This is a genomic window from Catellatospora sp. TT07R-123 (assembly GCF_018327705.1).
GTDB lineage: Bacteria > Actinomycetota > Actinomycetes > Mycobacteriales > Micromonosporaceae > Catellatospora.
On the sequence record NZ_BNEM01000001.1, the window covers coordinates 1,170,460 to 1,188,339 of the forward strand.

Sequence of the window (17,880 nt, forward strand, 5' to 3'; positions counted from 1 at the left end):
TGATGCCGGTGGCTGGCCGTGGCAGGGGCGTGGAGGCGCGGGCCCCGCTGAGCCGGGACCTGGTGCTGCGGGCCGCGATCAAGCTCGCCGACGAGGGCGGCATCGCCGCCGTGACGATGCGGCGGCTGGCCGAGGAGCTCGGCGCCGAGGCGATGTCCCTCTACCACCACGTGGCCAACAAGGATCAGGTCCTCGACGGCGTGGTCGACGTGATCACCGCCGACATCAACGCCGCCGTGGACCGGGTCGACGCACCGGTGGACGGCGCGGCCTGGAAGAGCGCGGCGCGCCGGCGCATCCTCACCGCGCGGCAGGTGCTGCTGCGCCACCGATGGGCCCCGGCGGTGTTCGCATCGCGTACGGCGACCAGCCCGCAGGTGCTGCTGTACTTCGACGGCCTGATCGGCATCATGCGCGCCGGGGGCTTCTCCAACGACCTGGCCCACCACGCCATGCACGCGCTGGGCAGCCGTGCGCTGGGCTTCAGCCAGGAGCTGTTCAGCCCGAACGACGGGCCGGCCGACGGTGAGCCGGACCCGGTCGTGGTCGGCATGGCGCCCCGGCTGCCGAACCTGATGGGGATGCTGGCCGAGGTCGCCCACGACGATCCTGATTCGACGCTGGGCTGGTGCGACGACCAGAGCGAGTTCGAATTCGGCCTCGACCTGCTCCTGGAGGGCCTCGACCGCCGCCGCTGAGCGCGGGTCGGCCTGGATCGGCGCGGGTCGGCGCGGGTCGGCGCGGGTCGGCCTGGGCGCGTGGGGACATGATCGCGGTTTGCGGTCCGATCATCGCGTTTGAGGCCATGTTCTGACCGCAAACCGCGATCACCCACCGGTTCCCCACGAAGATCACGGCTTCCGGTCACCTCGCTCACCCCTCAAGCACCCGCTTGACTCCCTTACGCTGTAAGGCTACCTTACGGCGTAAGGGAGACTTACGGCGTAAGGTTTGGAGTGATCGATGAAGGCGTATGTGCTCAGCGAGTTCGGGCCGGCGGAGAATCTGCGGCTCACCGAGGTCGAGACGCCCGTCCCCGGGGACGGGGAGGTGCTGGTGCGGGTCCGGGCCACCTCGGTCAACCCGTACGACTGGCACCACATGCGCGGCGAGCCGGTCGTCGCGCGATACCTGGACAAGGGCCTCGGCCGCCGCCCGAACCGGTCCGTCCTCGGCTGCGACCTCGCGGGCGAGATCGCGGCGGTCGGCCCCGGCGTCACCGGGTGGCGCCCCGGCGACGAGGTCTACGCCCTGGTCCGCAACGGCTCCTACGCCGAGTACGCCCGCGTCCCGGCCGCCAACCTGGCGCCCAGGCCGCGCAGCCTGAGCTTCGAGCAGGCCGCCGCGCTGCCGATGGCGGCGGTGACCGCGCTGGTGGCGCTGCGCGACGCCAAGATCGCCGCCGGGCACCGGATCCTGGTCAACGGCGCGTCCGGCGGGGTCGGCACGTTCGCCGTGCAGCTGGCGTGCGCCATGGGGGCCGAGGTGGTCGGGGTGTGCAGCGGCCGCAACGCCGACCTGGTCCGCTCCCTCGGCGCCACGCACGTGATCGACTACACCGCCCAGGACTTCACCCGCGCCGCCCGCGGCTTCGACGCGCTGCTGGACGTGGCGGGCAGCCCGTCGGTGTGGTCGGCGCGCCGGGTGCTGCGGCCCGGCGGCACCTACGTCGTGGTCGGCGGCGTGGCCGGGCGCTGGGTCCGGCCCATCGACCACCTCGTCGCCGCCCAGCTGATGGGCAGGCTGGCCCGCCGGCCCGTGGCCGCCACCGCCTTCGGCATCGGCGCCGCCAGCGCCCGCGACCTGCGGGAGCTCACCGAACTGTGCGACAGCGGCAAGGTCAGCCCGGTCATCGCGCGGCGGTACCCGTTCGCCGAGCTGCCCGAGGCGGTCGACTTCGTCGAGCGGGGGCACGCGCCCGGCAAGGTCGTCGTCGCGGTCGGCTGAGCGCTACCCGGCGGCGAGCCCGGTCCGCCGCGAACCGACCACGTACACGGCCATCCCGGCCGCGACCAGCAGCACCCCGAGCGGCGCGATCCCGCCCAGGCCCCACGTGTCCAGCGCGAACGCCCCGATCAGCGCCCCACCGGCCACCCCGACGTTGTACGCGCTGGCGTTGATGCCCGACGCCTGCTCGGTGTGCTCCGGCGCCACCCGCAGCGTCAGGGCCTGCATGAAGATCGGCAGCAGGCCCATGCCGAACCCGAACAGCACCACCGCGGTGATCGCCGCCCACATCGCGGTCCCCTGCCACCACAGCAGCACCAGCCCCGCCAGCAGCAGGCCGCCCGCGGCCACGACCCCGATGCGCAGCCGGCGGTCGGCCACCCAGCCGGCCACCGGCAGCATCAGCGTCCCGGCCAGGCCGTTGGCCAGCAGCACCGGCGCGAGCTGGGTCTCGGCCAGGCCCGCGCGGTGCAGCAGCGGCGCCGTATAGGTGATCATCAGGTACGCGCCGAGCATCGTCACCGCGGTCATCGCCACGACCGGCGGGAAGCTCGGCAGCCGCAGCACCGCCCGCATTGGCGTACGCACCGCGGCGGTGCTGCCCGGCACCTGCGGCAGCAGTCGCCACGCCAGCAGCGTGAGCCCGACCGCGACGGCGGTCAGCAGCCCGAACGCGGCCCGCCAGCCCAGCGCGGTGCCGAGGCTAGTCCCGGCGGGCACGCCGATCAGCACCGCCATGCCGCCCCCGGCCGACACCACGGTGACCGCGCGGCCCACCCGGTCCGGGCTGACCAGCCGCGCGGCGAACCCGCCCACCACCGCCCAGAACAGCCCGTGGGTGATCCCGCCCAGCAGCCGCGCCCCGAAGGCGACCGGGTAGTTCGGCGCCACCAGCATGACCGCGTTGCTGGCCGTGTACGCCGCCAGCGCCGCGACCAGCAGTTCACGCCGGGGCAGCCGGGCGGTGAGGGTGCCCAGCGGGGCGGCGAACAGCGCGACCATCGCCGCGTACCCGGTGACCAGGAGCCCGAGCCGCGACGGCGACACGCCCAGGTCCCGGCTCATGCCCAGCAGCAGCCCGGTCGGGACCAGCTCGGTGGTCACCGACACGAACACGGCGGAGCTGAGCAGCAGCAGTGACGGCCAGGGCCACGGGTTCCGTTCCACGCGCCGATCTTGTACGGGTGCCGCGCGCGGGCGCAAACCCGATACCGCCTGGTGGCCGCCGCGCGTTCGAGTCGGCCACAACCCTGCCACAACCGCGTGACAGCCACCGCGGCGTTGGCTGTGGCCGCGGCCGGGATCACCGGCCCGTCCCCTGTCAGCCACGGCAGCCACCCGCCGCGGCGGAACGGAGTCCCATGTCCACGCTCACCCGGCTCACCCGCCGGATCGGCCTGCTCGGCGCGTTCACCGGCGTCGCGGTCGCGGGCGGCCTGGCCGCGGCGGTGCCCGCGCACGCCGCCAGCACCCTGCGGGTCGCCACCGTCCAGTGCGACGAGGAGACCGACGAGATCGGCGACGACAGCCCGTACTTCGTGGTCTTCGCCGCCAGCACGACCAACCCCAACGCCACCGCGTTCGGCAAGTGGGGCCCCGGCGCCTGGGACAACGCGGTCGCCACCGGCGACATCTACCACCCGAACGGCGCGGTCGTCAGCGGCGTCGGCAGCGGCTGGATCATCGTGTCGCTGATGCTGGAGGAGGACGACGGCAACGACCTCACCGCGTCCGAGATCACCAGCATCGGCAACAACATGTACAACCAGTACCAGATCTCGTTCTGGAAGTCGCAGTCCACGATGCTGTCGGAGCTGCGCAGCACGCTGCGGTCCACGACGGACATGTACCTGACCAACGACGACCTGGTCGCCACGGCGACCGGCAGCGCGTCGGCGGGCGGCTCGTGGGCCCACTACGTCGGCGACGGCGGCCAGTACTGGGTCCAGTACACACTGCCGTGACCGGTCGCGCGGCCCGGTGGCCCCCGCCGCCGGGCCGCGCGCCGCACCCTGAACTGGAAACTTCCGGTCATGGGAATAAATATCCGGTACGCGTGATTTGCTCGCTTTCTCGCTTATGTCGGATAGGCTGGCGGCTCGTGTGTCACCAGCCGACGCCGGAGGAGGCGATGTGACTCCGCTGTCTGTGGCGCTTACGCCACGCACGCAACGGACGACAGCCGCACGCCGGGCGGCCATACCGGTGGGCCTCACCGCGACCGCGGTCATCCTGGCCGCGATCACGTTCGACCAGATCCAGCCCGCCCTGCACAAGGTTCCGTTCTGGGTCATGACGGTGCTGGCGCTGGCCGCCGCCGCGGTCACCTACCTGCCCACCACCAGGCCGGTGCGCGGCATGGTGGTCAGCCCGTCGCTGTGCTTCACCTTCGCGATACTGCTGTGCTGGGACCTCGGCCCCGCGATCGCGGTGCAGACCCTCACCGTCGCGATCATCGCCGTACGCGCCCGCCAGAGCCTGCCCGAGGCGGTGCTCAGCGCCGCCCGGTTCACCTGCGCGCTCGGCGCGGCATACGTCGTGCTGCTCATCGGCGAACCCGACCCGTTCCACAGCGGCTCGCTGACCGACCTGGCCAACGACACCGCCGCGGTCACCATCGCCTCGCTGGTCTTCACCGCCGTCTACGGCTGGACCGTGCTGGCCACCGCCCCGCAGGCCGGCGGCCTCGGCGGCATCCGCGAGCGGCTCGCCGGCCTGCGCGACCCCGTGGTCCACCTGACCGCGCTGACCATGCTCAGCCCGGTGCTCGCCGTCACCGGCCATGTCAGCCTCGGCTTCGTGCCCCTGGTGATCATCCCGCTGTACGCGGTGCAGCGGATGGCCCGGCTGTCCCAGGACCGCCAGCGCGCCGCCCATACCGACGCCCTCACCGGCCTCGGCAACCGGGCCAGCCTCCAGGCCGCGTTCGCCAGCACCCGCGCCGAGCGCCCGCGCCACCGGCGCGGCCCGTCCCTGCTGCTGATGGACCTCGACGGCTTCAAGTACGTCAACGACGCCCTCGGCCACGACACCGGCGACCAGATGCTCACCGCCGTCGCCAGGCGGCTGACCGACGCGCTGCCCGACGGCGCGCTCGCGGCCCGCCTCGGCGGCGACGAGTTCGGCGTGCTGCTGCGCGAGGCCGACACCGCGACCGCCCAGCAGACCGCCGAGCAGATCAGCGCCGCCGTCAACGGCCCGGTGCAGCTCGGCGGCCTGGAGGTCGAGGTCGCCGCGGCGGTCGGCGTCGCGGTCAGCCCCCAGCACGGGTGCGACTTCGCCGCCCTCATGCGCCACGCCGACATCGCCATGTACGACGCCAAGCGCGACCATGCCGGCGTCGCGCTGTACCAGCCCGGCACCGACCGCCACGCCCAGCGGCTGGAGGTCCTCGACCAGGTCCGGCACGCGGTCACCACCAAGGACCGGCAGGCCGTCGCGCTGCACTACCAGCCGCAGGCCGACCTGGCCACCGGCCGGATCGTCGGCGTCGAGGCGCTGCTGCGCTGGACCGGCCCGGACGGGCGCCCCGTGCCGCCGGACGCGCTGATCGCCATGATCGAGCACAGCCCGGTGATGCACCAGCTCACCGACCGCGTCCTCGACGACGCCTTCGCGCAGACGGCGCGCTGGCGCGCCGACGGCATGGACCTGCGCACCTCGGTCAACGTCAGCATCCGCGACCTGTTCCGCGACGACCTGGTCGCGTCGCTGCGGCGCAGCCTGGCCGCGCACCGGCTGCCCGCCGGGGCGGTCCAGCTGGAGATCACCGAGAGCGCGCTCATGTCCGACCCGACCCGCGCCATGCGGACCGTCACCGCGCTGCGCGACGTCGGCGTCGGCCTGGCCCTGGACGACTTCGGCACCGGCTTCTCGTCACTGCAGCACCTGCGGCGCATCCCGCTCGACGAGATCAAGATCGACCGGTCGTTCGTGGCCGGGATGGCCGGCAACCGCCACGACGACGCCATCGTCACCTCGGTCATCGCGCTGGCCCGCAAGCTGGGGCTGCGTACCGTCGCCGAGGGTATCGAGGACGAGCAGACCCGCCGCCAGCTGCGCACCGCGGGCTGCGGCCTGATGCAGGGCTGGCTGCTGTCGCGCGCCGTCCCCGCCGCCGAGATCCCGGCGCTGGTCGCCGCGACCACCGCCACCCGTCCCGCCGACCCGCCCCACCAGCCCCGCCTCGCCACCGCCTGCGCCACCCGATGAGAAGCCAGCTCGACCGCCGAGAAGCCGAGTTGCCGGGCAATCGGGCACTCCGCAGGTCACGATAAGCCCGATTGCCCGGCAACTCGGCTGATCTTGGGCCTTTTCGCCTCGCCTACCGTGCAGCTGGGTTATGCGGGCGACCAGCCGGGGTCGCGACCGGCGCGGCCCAGCAGCCGGGTGAACGGGTCCGCGCCGTCGGGCACCGCGACCTCGTCGCCGAACACCTTCATCGCGCGAGCCTGCTCGTCCATCATCTCGACCAGCTCGCCCAGCCGGGCCACCGCGTCGGCGTCCGGCCGGTACGGCTGCCCCGTGGCCACCGCGAGATCCCAGGCGTGCACGGTCAGGTCCAGCAGGACCAGCTGCCCGACCACCGGCTGCGGCAGCCCCATCCCGGCCGACACGCCCTCCAGCGCCGACGGCTGCGACCACGCCGCCACCAGCGCGTCGGACTCGGCCGCGAACCGGGCCCGCCAGTCGGTTCCCGTCACGTCGGGGGTGGCCGAGAAGTCAGCCGGTTCGTGCCGCGCCAGGTGCTGGAAGTTCACGACGACGAGGAACAGGTGGTTGATCAGGTCGCCGACCTGGTATTCGGTGCAGGGGGTCGGCAGATCCAGCTGGTCGTCGCCGATGCCGCGCAGCACGGGCAGGGCCGCGTCGGCGCTGCGGCGCAGCAGGTTCGCTACGGTCATGGTCATCAGATTCCTTCCGTGGATATTCCGGCCTTCAGGCCGGAGAGGAAACGGAGCCCATGCGGAGCAGGACAGGCAAAGCCGATCCGCCGCCGGGGCGGACCGGCGTCCCCCCTGGCCGCCGGACTGGCGGTGACAGCCTGCGGAGACGATGTAAGACCTCAACGAGGAACCTCTCGGACAGGGCAGTCGTCGGCGAAACAGGAAGACCCGAGGGCGACCAAGGGAATCCCCGTCCTTCAGGGCGGGGAGGAAGTCAACGGGCCACGCTAACCCGGCCCCGGCAGGAGCTCTTGAAGAAATGCGACAGCCGCGCCGCGACACCCGCGGCATCGTCGACCCCGCGACACTGCTCCGGCAGGTCGCGTTCCGGCGCGCCGCCCCGGCCCCGGCCCTGGCCGACCTGGTGGAGCACTACTGGTTCATCGACTGGGACCTGGCCGAGCCGTACGCGCAGCACGTGCTCGGGCACCCGGCGGTCAATCTCGTGATCATGCGAGCCGATGCCGGAGCACCCGTGACCGCCGAGGTCGCCGGGATCGCGCGGGCCACGTTCTCGATCACGCTGTCCGGCCGCGGCTGGGTGCGCGGGGTGCAGTTCCGTCCGGGCGGGTTCCACCCGTTCTCCGGCCGCTCCCCCGCCCCGCTGACCGACCGGCGGCTGCCGCTGGCACGGGTGCTCCCGGCCGCCGAGGCGGCGGTGCCCGCCGTGGCCGGGGCCGCCACCGACGACGCGGCGGCCCGCGCCCTGGACCGGCTGCTGCTGGACCTGCGCCCGCTGCCGGACGAGGCGACGCTGCTGGCCGCGGCGGTGACCGACCGCGTCCGCACCGACCGGTCGCTGCGCCGGGTCGACGAGGTCGCCCGCGCGGCCGGGCTGTCGGTACGGGCGCTGCAACGGCTGTTCCTCGACCGGGTCGGGGTCGGCCCGAAGTGGGTGCTGCTGCGATACCGGATCCAGGAGGCGCTGGAGCGCGCGGCGCCGCAGGTCGACTGGGCGGGGCTGGCCGACGAGCTCGGCTATGCCGACCAGGCGCACCTGGTGCGCGACTTCACCGCCGCCGTCGGGATGCCGCCCGCGGCCTACGCGGCGGTCTGCCGGTCGGCGGGACCGCCCGCGCCGCTCGTGAAGTAGCGCTCGGCCACGGCCGTGTGCAGGCTGAACGCCAGCGGCGTAGCGGCGGTGACGACCTCCCAGCCGGCCGACTCGTCGTTGGCGACCGACGGCGGCAGCTCGGCCAGGTCACGTGCGGGCAGCAGGCCGAACACGAGCAGGTGGCCGTCCGGGGCGCTGAGCGTGTCGTACAGGCGGACGTCGGCCGGGTCGGCCCGTACCCCCGTCTCCTCCCACAGCTCCCGCACCAGCGCCTCCTGCCAGGACTCGCCGATGTCGACGAACCCGCCCGGCAGCGCGACCTCGCCGACGCCCGGCGGGATGCTGCGGCGCACGCCGAGCAGTCCGCCGCCGACCGGCAGCACGGCCACCGCGACCGGCGTCGGGTTCAGGTAGGTGAACCGGGCACACCCGGCGCACTGCCGCGGCCACGGCTGGTCGGGGGCGAACGCGTCGCCGCAGAAGGAGCAGTGTGAATGGCGCACCGGCATGCGCTCACCGTAGCGGCAGCGCGCGAACCGCGGCCCGGCCCACCGCGCGGCGGGCCGGGCCGCGGGCGTCACGGCGTGTACGGCTCGTCGGTGTGCGACAGCTCCTTGAGGTTCCCGCCGTTCGCGGCGTACACGGCGGTCCGCTTGACGGACGTGCCCGCCGACGGCCCGTCCGCCGGGCGGGTCAGGTAGACCAGGGTGAGCTTCTTGTCGGCGATGGCGACGGACTCGATCGGGTCGCGGTCGTCGAGCATGAAGTGCACCATGCACTGCGCGCGGTCGGCGGGCTTGGTGCACACCATCACCGCCCAGAACCGGCCGGTGGTGTCCACGACGCTGCTCATGATGGTGCCGACGGTGACCGTGCCGAGCTCCCCGCCGAGGTCCCCGGTGGCGCACGGCTTCTGCACGGCCAGGACCAGGCCGTCCTCTCCCGAGTGCATGCCCTCCAGCAGCGGCGCCCCGGCGTCGCCGAAAGCGTAGTAGGGGTCGATCAGGCCGCGGACCACGGCGTCGCGGACCTCGGCGCAGGTCGGGGCGGGCACCGCCGCCGGGCTCGGCGAGGCCGCGGGCGGCTCGCTCACCACGGTGACCGCGCTCGGCGCGGCCGCGGGCTCCTCGGAGTTCTTGCAAGCGGCCAGCGGGCTCAGCAGCAGAGCCGACGCGACCAGCAGGCGGCCGGTGCGCAGGCGAAGGTGCGGCATGGGTGGTTCCTCACGGCGAAGACGTCGGGGTCAAGGCACGATATGGCCCCGCGCCGCCGCGATGATCGTCCAGTCGGGTCCGCGACAGCGCGACCTGCTCAAGCCCGGCTACCATCGCGCAGACACCTAACCTGAGCTGCTCGTCTTTTCCACACAGGACCGTGTTGATAGGTTTTGCTGCGGTCGTGGCGCGCCTGGATCCTCCTGGGAAGTCGTCAGCGGGAGCCAGCGGCGCAGGAGGCGAAGTGAAGATGCGGTGGCGCGACCGCCTGCGGTCGTGGTTCGACTCCACCATGGACCGCGGCACCCCGGCGCTGATCGGCTGGCTGGGCATCGCGTCGCTGGCCCTGATCCTGGTGGTCACCTTCGCGGCCTGGCTGCTCAGCGGCGATGACGTCGCCGCCAAAGGCGGCTGGCTGACCGTGGCGTGGATGAGCCTGTTGCGCACCCTCGACCCCGGGACGATGGGCGCCGACGACGGCAGCGCCCCGTTCCTGGCGCTGATGCTGGTCGTCACGATCGGCGGCATCTTCCTGGTCTCGTCGCTGATCGGCGTGCTCACCACCGGCCTGGACAACCAGATCACCCAGCTGCGGCGCGGCCGCTCGCGGGTGATCGAGCGCGGCCACACCGTCATCCTGGGCTGGTCCGACCAGGTGTTCACCGTGATCGCCGAGCTGGCGCGGGCCAACGCCGGGCGCACCCGGTCGGCGGTGGTGGTCCTGGCCGACCAGGACAAGCTCGACATGGAGGAGCAGATCCGCACGCGGGTCGGCGACACCGGCCGCACCCGGGTGATCTGCCGGTCCGGCAGCCCGCTCAAGCGGGCCGCCCTCGACCTGACCAGCCTCGACACGGCCCGGTCGGTGATCGTGCTGACCCCGCCCGGCCGCGACCCGGACATCGACGTCATCAAGGCGCTGCTGCTGCTCAACAACCGCCGCTGGCTGGGGCCCCGCCCGCACGTCGTCGCCGCGGTCCAGGAGTCGGCCAACATGGCGGCGGCCCGGCTCGCCGGGGGCCCGCAGGCGCACATCATCGACGCCGACGACATCGCCGTACGCATGGTCGCCCAGTCGCACCGCCAGTCGGGGTTGTCGGCGGTCTGCACCGACCTGCTCGACTTCGCCGGCAACGAGATCTACCTGCGCGCCGAGCCCCGGCTGACCGGCCGCGCCTACGGCGAGTGCCTGGACTACTTCGCGCTGGGCGCGCCGATCGGCCTGTGCCGCGCCGACGGCGACGTCGCCCTCAACCCGCCGATGGACACCGTCATCGAGGCCGGCGACCAGATCGTGGTGATCGCCGAGGACGACCTGCTGATCGACCCGGCGCTGGAGCCGGTGCCGGTCGACGCCACGGCGATCGTCGCGGAGCCGGTCGGCCGCCCCCAGCCCGACCGCACCCTGTTCGTCGGCTGGAACGACCGCGCCGCGAAGATCATCAGCCTGCTGGACCGCAACGCGCTGGCCGAGTCCGTCGTCGACATCGCCGCGCCGCAGCCGCCGGAGAACGCCTTCGGCGAGCTGAAGAACCTGACCGTCGGCTACAAGCGGTGCGAACCGGCCAGCCGCCGCTCGCTGGAGACCCTGGACCCGGGCAGCTACAGCCGCATCGTGGTGCTGGCCGACGACGGCGCCGACCCCGACCGCGCCGACGACCGCACCCTGGTGACATTGCTGCACCTGCGCGACATCGAGATCCAGCTCGGCGATCCGTACTCGATCGTGACCGAGATGAACGACGACTCCAACCGCGAGGTCGCCCAGGTGACCCGCGCCGACGACTTCATCGTCTCGGCCCGGCTGATCAGCCTGCTGATGACGCAGCTGTCGGAGAACCCGCACCTGCAGGCAGTCTTCGCCGACCTGTTCGACCCCGAGGGCTGCGAGATCCACCTCAAGCCCGCCGCCGACTACATCACCACGGACACCCCGGTCACGTACGCGACGGTGATCGAGGCGGCCCGCCGCCGCGGTGAGACGCCCATCGGCTACCGCATCGCCCACGCCGACACCGAGTCCGGCGACCGGGTCGTGCTCAATCCGCCAAAGGCGGACCTGGTCACCTTCACCGGCGCCGACAGCGTCATCGTGGTCGCGGAGGACTGACCCCGCTCGGCTGAACCAGCGCAGGAGGAACCGCTCCTTCACCGAAGGTTCCGACCGGCAGACCAATCATGATGTGAGCGGTAATAGGAATCTTGGCCGAGAGCCGTCACCTCACGCTGCGCCGCGTACGGCGGATGACCCGGCGGGATGGGGCGCTGCACATCGACATAAGCTGATCATTGCGAAAGGGTTTCGGGTCGGTTATGTTAACGCTCACACATGGCCGTGCCCCGAACCGGGCCCGCGCCGTGGTGCGCCGGTACCCCCGTACCCGAGAGGAGCGTCAGCCGACAGCCGAGCCGCACCACCGTCGTCCTCTTCGCTCTCGCCGCCGCGAACCCTGTCCTGATGGACCAGCCCTGGCCCGCTCGCGCGCACCGCCCGGTGGCGCGCCGATGCACCGTGCCCTGGCGACGGTCCCGGTCCCACCGCATCGGAAGAGGTAGCAATGACACTGCACGTAAAGCGCCACCCCCTGCGCACCGCCGCCCTGGCGCTGGCCGGCACGGTGGCGCTCGTCGCGGGCGTTCTCACAGGCGCGGGCACCTCGCAGGCCGCGACCACGCAGCCCTGCGACATCTACGCCTCCGGCGGCACCCCGTGCGTCGCCGCGCACAGCACCACCCGGGCGCTGTACGGCGCCTACAACGGCGCGCTCTACCAGGTCCGGCGCGCATCGGACAACACCACGCGCGACATCGGGCTGCTCAGCGCGGGCGGCTACGCCAACGCCGCCACGCAGGACTCGTTCTGCGCCGGCACCAGCTGCCTGATCACGGTCATCTACGACCAGTCCGGCCGCGGCAACCACCTCACCCAGGCCCCGCCCGGCGGGTTCAACGGCCCGGCCGCGGGCGGCTACGACAACCTCGCCAACGCGACCGCCGCTCCGATCACGGTCAACGGCAACAAGGCGTACGGCGTCTTCGTCGCCCCCGGCACCGGCTACCGCAACAACAACACCAACGGCGTGGCCAAGGGCGACCAGCCGGAGGGGATGTACGCCATCTTCGACGGCACGCACTACAACGGCGGCTGCTGCTTCGACTACGGCAACGCCGAGACCAACAGCCGCGACAACGGCAACGGCACCATGGAGGCCATCTACTTCGGCAACATCAAGGTCTGGGGCTACGGCACCGGCAACGGCCCGTGGATCATGGCTGACCTGGAGAACGGCCTGTTCTCCGGCGTGAACGCCGGCTACAACGCCAACGACCCGACCATCAACCACCGGTTCCTGACCGCGATCGTCAAGGGCGAACCGAACCACTGGTCGATCCGGGGCGGCAACGCGCAGTCGGGCAGCCTGTCGACCTTCTACAACGGCGCCCGGCCCAACGTCGCCGGGTACAACCCGATGAAGAAGGAGGGCGCCATCATCCTCGGCATCGGCGGCGACAACAGCGTCGGTGCCGCCGGAACCTTCTACGAGGGCGTCATGACCTCCGGTTACCCGTCCGACGCCACCGAGAACGCGGTCCAGGCCAACATCGTCGCCGCGGGTTACGCCCCCGGCGCGTCCGGCGGCACCGGGCTGACGCCCGGCGCGACCGTCTCGCTGCGCGCCACCACCGCCTGCTGCACCACCCGCTACATCAACCACTCCGGCAGCAGCGTCTCCACCGCGGTGGTCAGCGCGTCCAGCACGTCGACCGAGAAGGCCAACGCGTCCTGGATCGTCCGCAACGGCCTGGCCAACAGCTCGTGCGTCTCGTTCGAGTCCAAGAACACCGCGGGCAGCTACCTACGGCACCAGAACTACCAGGTCTACCTGCAGGCCAACGACGGCAGCTCGCTGTTCGCCTCGGACGCGACGTTCTGCCCGCAGGCCGGCATGAACGGCCAGGGCATCTCGCTCGCCTCGGTCAACTTCTCGACCCGCTACATCCGCCACTACAACAACCTGGTCTACATCGCCAGCAACGGCGGCTCGAACGCCTTCGACGCCACCGGCCTGTGGTCCGACGACGTGAGCTGGGTCGTCACCGCCCCCTGGACCCCGTGACGCCCACGCGGTAACAGCTCCACCGAGTTGCCGGGCAATCGGGCGCATGAACGCCGTTCATCGCCCCGATTGCCCGGCAACTCGCCCAGAGGTGGCGGGGCGGGTCAGAGGAGGAGGTGGTCGATGGTCATGGGGAGGGAGCGGAGGCGGCGGGCGGTGGCATGGAAGACCGCGTTGCCGATGGCCGCCGCCACCCCGACGAGGCCGATCTCGCCCACACCCTTCGTGCCCGCCGGGCTGAACCGGTCCGGGCCGCCCGCGAACAGCACCTCGACGTCGGGGACGTCGGCGCACGAGGCGATCAGGTAGTCGCCGAACGTCCCGTTGGCGACGCGACCGGTGTCCGGATCGGTCACCGTCTCCTCGAACAGCGCCATGCCGATGCCGCCGACCGTGCCGCCGAGGATCTGGCTGCGGGCCAGTTTCGGGTTCAGGATCCGGCCGGCGTCGCTGACGCTGACGACGCGGCGCACCCGCAGCCGCCCGATCAGCGGATCGATCGCCACCTCGACGAACCGGGCCCCGAACCCGCCCGCCTGATGCATCCCCGCCGTCCGCGGGTCGGGCAGCCGGACCCGGCCCTCGGCCGACAGCTGGTTCAGACCGCCGCGGGCGAGCAGATCGCTGAACGAGACCCGCGCCGCCGGGTCGCCGTCGCGGCACAGCGCGCCGCCCCGGCAGACGACCTGGTCCGCCGTGGCGCCGTGCATGGCGTCGCCGGCCAGGTCGAGCAGGCCGCGCCGCAGGTTCGCCACCGCGTCGATGACGGCGGCCGACAGCGACGAGGCCAGGCCCGAGCCGCCGGACTGGGCGGAGTCGGGCAGGTCGCTGTCGCCGAGCTGGAAGTCGACCTGCGGTGGGCGCAGGCCGAGCTGGTCGGCGGCCAGCTGCGTGATGACCGTGTACGTCCCGGTGCCGATGTCGGTCGCGGCGGCGCGCACCGCGGCGGTGCCGTCCGCGTACACGGTGACGCGGGCGGTGGACATGGGCAGGTAGGCGCCGTAGAAGGCGGTGGCCATGCCCCAGCCGAGCAGCAGGTCCCCCTCGGTCGTCGAGCGGGGACGCGGGTCGCGGCGCGACCAGCCGAACACCTCGGCGCCGATGCGGCAGCAGTCGAGCAGCGCGTTGCTGGACCAGGGCAGGCCGGAGCCGGGGTGCACGTCGGCGGAGATGTTGCGCAGCCGCAGCTCCAGCGGGTCCATGCCGAGTTCGTAAGCGAGTTCGTCGAGTGCGGTCTCGATCGCCCAGTTGCCCTCGGCCTCGCCGGGGCCGCGCATCGCGGCCGGGTAGCGGCGGTGCAGCCGTACGGTGCGCTCGACGGTGGTGACGTTGTCGCAGGCGTACAGCTGGCTGGTGGCGGCGGTGAGCAGGCCGAGCGCGGGCTTGTCCAGCGCGCCCATCGACCGGGCCCGGTGCTCGATCACGGTGAGCGTGCCGTCGCGGCGGGCGGCCAGGCGCACCCGGTGCTCGGAGTCGGGCCGGTGCCCGACCAGCTTGAACATCTGCGGCCGGGTCAGCATCAGCTTGACCGGGCGGCCCAGCACCCGCGCCGCGCCCGCACACAGGATCTTGTACGGCCACGTGTTGAGCCCCGCCCCGAACCCGCCCCCGAGGTACGGCACGCGCACCCGTACCCCCGATTCGGGCACCCCGAACATCCCGGCCAGGATGCGGCGCACCGCCACCGGCCACTGGGTGGAGTCGTGGAAGTCGAGGTGGTCGCCGTCCCACGCGGCCACCGCCCCCATCAGCCCCAGCGGGTTGTTGACGTTCTCGGCCGTGGTGTAGGTGCCGCTGACCCGCACCTCCGCCTGCGCCCAGGCGGCGGCGGTGTCGCCGCGGTGCACGTCGGGCAGGTACGGCAGCGGCTCCTCCGCCCCGTCGGACCAGTCGAGCCGGGCCGGCTCCGGCGCGTACACGACCTCGATCAGCCGGGCCGCCTCCACCGCCTCCTGCGCGGTGTCCGCCACGACCAGCGCGATCTCCTGTCCGTGGAAGCTGACCCGGGCGTCCTGCAACGGGATCGCCGGGGCGTCGCCGAACATCACGACGGGCGGCTGGTGCAGGCGCGGGAAGTTCTCGTGCGTGAACACCGCGCGCACGCCGGGCAGGGTCAGCAGCGCGCTCGTGTCGATCTTCGTGACGGTCCCGGCCGGGATCGTCGCGGTGACCACGATCGCGTGCAGCATCCCGGGCAGCGTGACGTCACTGGAGTACGGCGCACTGCCGGTGACCTTGTGCGGGCCGTCGACCCGGTCCAGGCCCTGGCCCACCCACGGGCCGCGCGAGCCCGGCCGCGAATGCGTGGCGGTCATCGCGTCGCCTCCGTCATCAGCACGGTCAGCTGCCGGGTCAGCGTGCGCACGGCCAGCTCGACCTTGAACGCGGTCCCGGGCAGGGTGTAGGCACCTGCCATGACCGCCCGCCCGGCCCGGTCGAACAGCGCCGGGTCGGGGCGGGTGCCGCGCAGCAGCTCCTCGGCCTCCCGGGCCCGCCACGGCACCGAGCCGACGCCGCCCAGCGCGATGCGGCAGTCGCCGATGACGCCGCTGTCCATCCGCACCGCGACGGCCGCGCTGGTCAGCGCGAACTCGTACGAGGCCCGGTCGCGGACCTTCAGGTAGCCCGAGACCCACCGCTCGGGCAGCAGCGGGATCCGGACCTCGGTGATCAGCTCGCCGTGGCCGAGCACGTTCTCGATCGACGGGCCCTCGTCGGCGCGTACCCAGAACGCGGTCAGCGGGATGTCGCGCTGCCCCTTGGCCCCGGTGACCGTCACCGACGCGTCCAGGGCGACCAGCGGCACGGCGACGTCGGAGGCGTGCAGGGCCACGCACCGCTCGTCCACGCCGAGCACGGCGTGCATGCGCGCGGTGTTGGCCACGGCGGCGCAGCCGGAGTCGGGGCTGCGCCGGTTGCACGCCGACACCGACGGGTCGCGGAAGTAGCGGCAGCGGGTGCGCTGGAGCAGGTTCCCACCGATCGTGGCCATGTTGCGCAACTGCGTCGACGCACCCGCCAGCAGCGCCTCGCGTACGAACAGCAGCCGCTGGGCGACCACCGGCTCGGCGGCGAGCTGCTCCATCGTCGTCAGCGCGCCGACCCGCAACAGCTGCCCCTCGGCCATGACACCGCGCAAAGGCAGCCGGGTGATGTCGACCAGCCGGTCCGGGGTCCACACCCCGTCCTTCATCAGGTCGAGCTGGGTCGTGCCCCCGGCCAGGAACGCCGCCTGCGGGTCGGCGGTCACCGCGGCGACCGCCTGCTCGACCTGCGTGGGCCGGTCGTAGGCGAACGCGCGCATCACGCACCGCCCTCACTCTGCGCGGCCACCTCGCGGACCGCGGCGACGATGTTGTCGTACGCCCCGCAGCGGCACAGATTGCCCGCCATGAACTCGCGGATGTCGGCGTCGCTGCCCGCCCGGCCCTCCCGGAGCAGGCACGCGGCCGACATGAGCTGGCCCGGGGTGCAGAAGCCGCACTGGAACGCGTCGTGGCGCAGGAACGCCTCCTGGAGCGGGTGCAGGTCGGGCCCGTCGGACAGGCCCTCGACCGTGGTGACCGAGCAGCCGTCGACCTGCGCGGCGAGCATCAGGCAGGCCAGCACGCGCACGCCGTCGACGTGGACCGTGCACGCGCCGCAGGCGCCCTGGTCGCAGCCGCGTTTGGTGCCGGTGAGCCCCGCGGTGTCGCGCAGGGCCTCCAGCAGCGTCGTGCGGGTGTCGACCCGCCACTGGTGCGGGCTGCCGTTGACCACGGTCAGGACGTCGACGAAGTACTCGTCCTGCACCGATGGGGTCCGTGTCGTCGTTCGGGTGGTTTTCATCGGTATCTCCGGAGCGCGATCAGTCGCCGAACCGGCGCTGCGGCCACTGGCGTGGAGCGGACACCTCAGAATCCCACCGACCGGCGCCGGCCAGCGCAGATTCAGGCGATTCCGCGGCCGGTCAGGCGCGGGCCACCTGGTAGCGCAGGTGGGTGACCAGGTCGGTGCGGCGTACGCCGGCCGGGACCAGGTCGATGCGGTCGATGCCCTCGAACAGCCGCTCGCCGCGCCCCAGCAGCACCGGGGCCACGTGCAGGCGCAGCTCGTCGATGAGCCCGGCGGCGAGGAACTGGTTGACGGTGGCGGCGCCGCCCGCGATGGCGACGTCGCGGTCCCCGGCGGCGGCGCGGGCCAGCCGCATCGCCTCGTGGACGCCCCCGGTGACGAAGTGGAAGACGGTGCCGCCCTGCATCGTGATCGGCTCCCGCTCGTGGTGGGTGAGGACGAACACCGGCGCGTGGTACGGCGGCTCGTCGCCCCACCAGCCCGTCCAGTCCAGGTCCCAGGCGCCCCGATCGGGGCTGAACATGTTGCGGCCCATGATGAACGCACCCGCGGCGACGATCGCGGCCCGCTCCTCGGCGTTCTCCTCGGGCGCCTCGAACATCCACCGGGTCAGCACGTCGTCGACGTCGCCGAACGGCGCGTCCAGGCGCTGGTTCAGCCCGGCCGTGTAGCCGTCCACCGACACCGCCATGTCGCAGGTCACCTTGCTCATCGTCATCACTCCCCGGTCAACACGGGGCCGCTGCGGCCCCTCTGACTATTGGTCG

Annotated in this window: 15 protein-coding genes; 7 read left to right on the forward strand and 8 right to left on the reverse strand. The window is 72.7% G+C overall.

What is annotated here, in order from left to right; genetic code table 11:
• Positions 1-2 precede the first annotated feature (2 nt).
• Together Cs7R123_RS04885 and Cs7R123_RS04890 are read left to right on the forward strand one after the other, a co-directional pair.
• Complete coding sequence (locus Cs7R123_RS04885) at positions 3-698, forward strand: TetR/AcrR family transcriptional regulator C-terminal domain-containing protein (RefSeq protein ID WP_212823729.1); 696 nt, start codon at positions 3-5, stop codon at positions 696-698.
• Between the two features lie 265 nt (positions 699-963).
• Positions 964-1,947, forward strand: a complete 984-nt coding sequence (locus Cs7R123_RS04890) for an NAD(P)-dependent alcohol dehydrogenase (RefSeq protein WP_212823730.1) — start codon at positions 964-966, stop codon at positions 1,945-1,947.
• A gap of 3 nt (positions 1,948-1,950) precedes the next feature.
• Here the strand turns inward: Cs7R123_RS04890 and Cs7R123_RS04895 are convergent, their stop codons facing one another.
• Complete coding sequence (locus Cs7R123_RS04895; protein ID WP_212823732.1) at positions 1,951-3,114, reverse strand: MFS transporter; 1,164 nt, start codon at positions 3,112-3,114, stop codon at positions 1,951-1,953.
• 194 nt (positions 3,115-3,308) lie between these two features.
• Between Cs7R123_RS04895 and Cs7R123_RS04900 the strand changes: the two genes are divergently transcribed.
• Both Cs7R123_RS04900 and Cs7R123_RS04905 read left to right on the forward strand, forming a co-directional pair.
• On the forward strand, positions 3,309-3,911 hold the full coding sequence (locus tag Cs7R123_RS04900; protein ID WP_212823734.1) for a hypothetical protein: 603 nt from the start codon (positions 3,309-3,311) through the stop codon (positions 3,909-3,911).
• Between the two features lie 241 nt (positions 3,912-4,152).
• On the forward strand, positions 4,153-6,159 hold the full coding sequence (locus Cs7R123_RS04905) for a bifunctional diguanylate cyclase/phosphodiesterase (protein ID WP_212823735.1): 2,007 nt from the start codon (positions 4,153-4,155) through the stop codon (positions 6,157-6,159).
• Positions 6,160-6,287: 128 nt separating this feature from the next.
• On the opposite strand, the gene Cs7R123_RS04910 is transcribed toward Cs7R123_RS04905, so the two are convergent.
• Positions 6,288-6,857 (reverse strand): TIGR03086 family metal-binding protein, encoded by a 570-nt coding sequence (locus Cs7R123_RS04910; RefSeq protein WP_212823737.1) that lies wholly within the window; start codon positions 6,855-6,857, stop codon positions 6,288-6,290.
• A 295-nt stretch (positions 6,858-7,152) separates the two neighbouring features.
• Between Cs7R123_RS04910 and Cs7R123_RS04915 the strand changes: the two genes are divergently transcribed.
• On the forward strand, positions 7,153-7,986 hold the full coding sequence (locus Cs7R123_RS04915) for an AraC family transcriptional regulator (RefSeq protein WP_212823739.1): 834 nt from the start codon (positions 7,153-7,155) through the stop codon (positions 7,984-7,986).
• On the opposite strand, the gene Cs7R123_RS04920 is transcribed toward Cs7R123_RS04915, so the two are convergent.
• Positions 7,935-8,456 (reverse strand): NUDIX domain-containing protein, encoded by a 522-nt coding sequence (locus Cs7R123_RS04920; RefSeq protein ID WP_212823741.1) that lies wholly within the window; start codon positions 8,454-8,456, stop codon positions 7,935-7,937. The two genes, Cs7R123_RS04915 and Cs7R123_RS04920, sit on opposite strands and share 52 nt — an antisense overlap.
• Positions 8,457-8,524: 68 nt before the next feature.
• Entirely contained in the window at positions 8,525-9,160 is a 636-nt protein-coding gene (locus Cs7R123_RS04925) for a hypothetical protein (RefSeq protein WP_212823743.1), read from the reverse strand.
• Between the two features lie 251 nt (positions 9,161-9,411).
• On the opposite strand from Cs7R123_RS04925, the gene Cs7R123_RS04930 reads away from it, so the two are divergent.
• On the forward strand, positions 9,412-11,271 hold the full coding sequence (locus Cs7R123_RS04930; protein ID WP_244871954.1) for a hypothetical protein: 1,860 nt from the start codon (positions 9,412-9,414) through the stop codon (positions 11,269-11,271).
• A 448-nt stretch (positions 11,272-11,719) separates the two neighbouring features.
• Positions 11,720-13,279: an alpha-L-arabinofuranosidase B gene (locus Cs7R123_RS04935; RefSeq protein WP_212823747.1), complete on the forward strand. Its 1,560-nt coding sequence runs from the start codon at positions 11,720-11,722 to the stop codon at positions 13,277-13,279.
• A gap of 104 nt (positions 13,280-13,383) precedes the next feature.
• Here the strand turns inward: Cs7R123_RS04935 and Cs7R123_RS04940 are convergent, their stop codons facing one another.
• The 4 genes from Cs7R123_RS04940 to Cs7R123_RS04955 all read right to left on the reverse strand — a co-directional run bounded on the left by Cs7R123_RS04940 (position 13,384) and on the right by Cs7R123_RS04955 (position 17,825).
• On the reverse strand, positions 13,384-15,594 hold the full coding sequence (locus Cs7R123_RS04940; RefSeq protein ID WP_212823750.1) for a xanthine dehydrogenase family protein molybdopterin-binding subunit: 2,211 nt from the start codon (positions 15,592-15,594) through the stop codon (positions 13,384-13,386).
• On the reverse strand, positions 15,591-16,583 hold the full coding sequence (locus Cs7R123_RS04945) for a xanthine dehydrogenase family protein subunit M (protein ID WP_212823752.1): 993 nt from the start codon (positions 16,581-16,583) through the stop codon (positions 15,591-15,593). Before Cs7R123_RS04945 ends, Cs7R123_RS04940 begins: the two co-directional genes overlap by 4 nt.
• Positions 16,583-17,107 carry a (2Fe-2S)-binding protein gene (locus tag Cs7R123_RS04950; protein ID WP_212823753.1) on the reverse strand — a complete coding sequence of 175 codons (525 nt, stop codon included), beginning with the start codon at positions 17,105-17,107 and terminating at the stop codon, positions 16,583-16,585. Before Cs7R123_RS04950 ends, Cs7R123_RS04945 begins: the two co-directional genes overlap by 1 nt.
• A gap of 121 nt (positions 17,108-17,228) precedes the next feature.
• Positions 17,229-17,825, reverse strand: coding sequence for a dihydrofolate reductase family protein (locus Cs7R123_RS04955; RefSeq protein ID WP_212823754.1), 597 nt, complete (start codon positions 17,823-17,825; stop codon positions 17,229-17,231).
• Positions 17,826-17,880: the final 55 nt, after the last annotated feature.

What these genes read in the sequence shown, in the direction of transcription:
- Cs7R123_RS04885 (WP_212823729.1), top strand. Translation starts at nt 3, where the DNA reads ATGCCGGTGGCTGGCCGTGGCAGGGGCGTGGAGGCGCGGGCCCCGCTG.
- Cs7R123_RS04890 (WP_212823730.1), top strand. Translation starts at nt 964, where the DNA reads ATGAAGGCGTATGTGCTCAGCGAGTTCGGGCCGGCGGAGAATCTGCGG.
- Cs7R123_RS04900 (WP_212823734.1), top strand. Translation starts at nt 3,309, where the DNA reads ATGTCCACGCTCACCCGGCTCACCCGCCGGATCGGCCTGCTCGGCGCG.
- Cs7R123_RS04910 (WP_212823737.1), bottom strand. Translation starts at nt 6,857, where the DNA reads ATGACCATGACCGTAGCGAACCTGCTGCGCCGCAGCGCCGACGCGGCC.
- Cs7R123_RS04915 (WP_212823739.1), top strand. Translation starts at nt 7,153, where the DNA reads ATGCGACAGCCGCGCCGCGACACCCGCGGCATCGTCGACCCCGCGACA.
- Cs7R123_RS04920 (WP_212823741.1), bottom strand. Translation starts at nt 8,456, where the DNA reads ATGCCGGTGCGCCATTCACACTGCTCCTTCTGCGGCGACGCGTTCGCC.
- Cs7R123_RS04925 (WP_212823743.1), bottom strand. Translation starts at nt 9,160, where the DNA reads ATGCCGCACCTTCGCCTGCGCACCGGCCGCCTGCTGGTCGCGTCGGCT.
- Cs7R123_RS04930 (WP_244871954.1), top strand. Translation starts at nt 9,412, where the DNA reads ATGCGGTGGCGCGACCGCCTGCGGTCGTGGTTCGACTCCACCATGGAC.
- Cs7R123_RS04935 (WP_212823747.1), top strand. Translation starts at nt 11,720, where the DNA reads ATGACACTGCACGTAAAGCGCCACCCCCTGCGCACCGCCGCCCTGGCG.
- Cs7R123_RS04940 (WP_212823750.1), bottom strand. Translation starts at nt 15,594, where the DNA reads ATGACCGCCACGCATTCGCGGCCGGGCTCGCGCGGCCCGTGGGTGGGC.
- Cs7R123_RS04945 (WP_212823752.1), bottom strand. Translation starts at nt 16,583, where the DNA reads ATGCGCGCGTTCGCCTACGACCGGCCCACGCAGGTCGAGCAGGCGGTC.
- Cs7R123_RS04950 (WP_212823753.1), bottom strand. Translation starts at nt 17,107, where the DNA reads ATGAAAACCACCCGAACGACGACACGGACCCCATCGGTGCAGGACGAG.
- Cs7R123_RS04955 (WP_212823754.1), bottom strand. Translation starts at nt 17,825, where the DNA reads ATGAGCAAGGTGACCTGCGACATGGCGGTGTCGGTGGACGGCTACACG.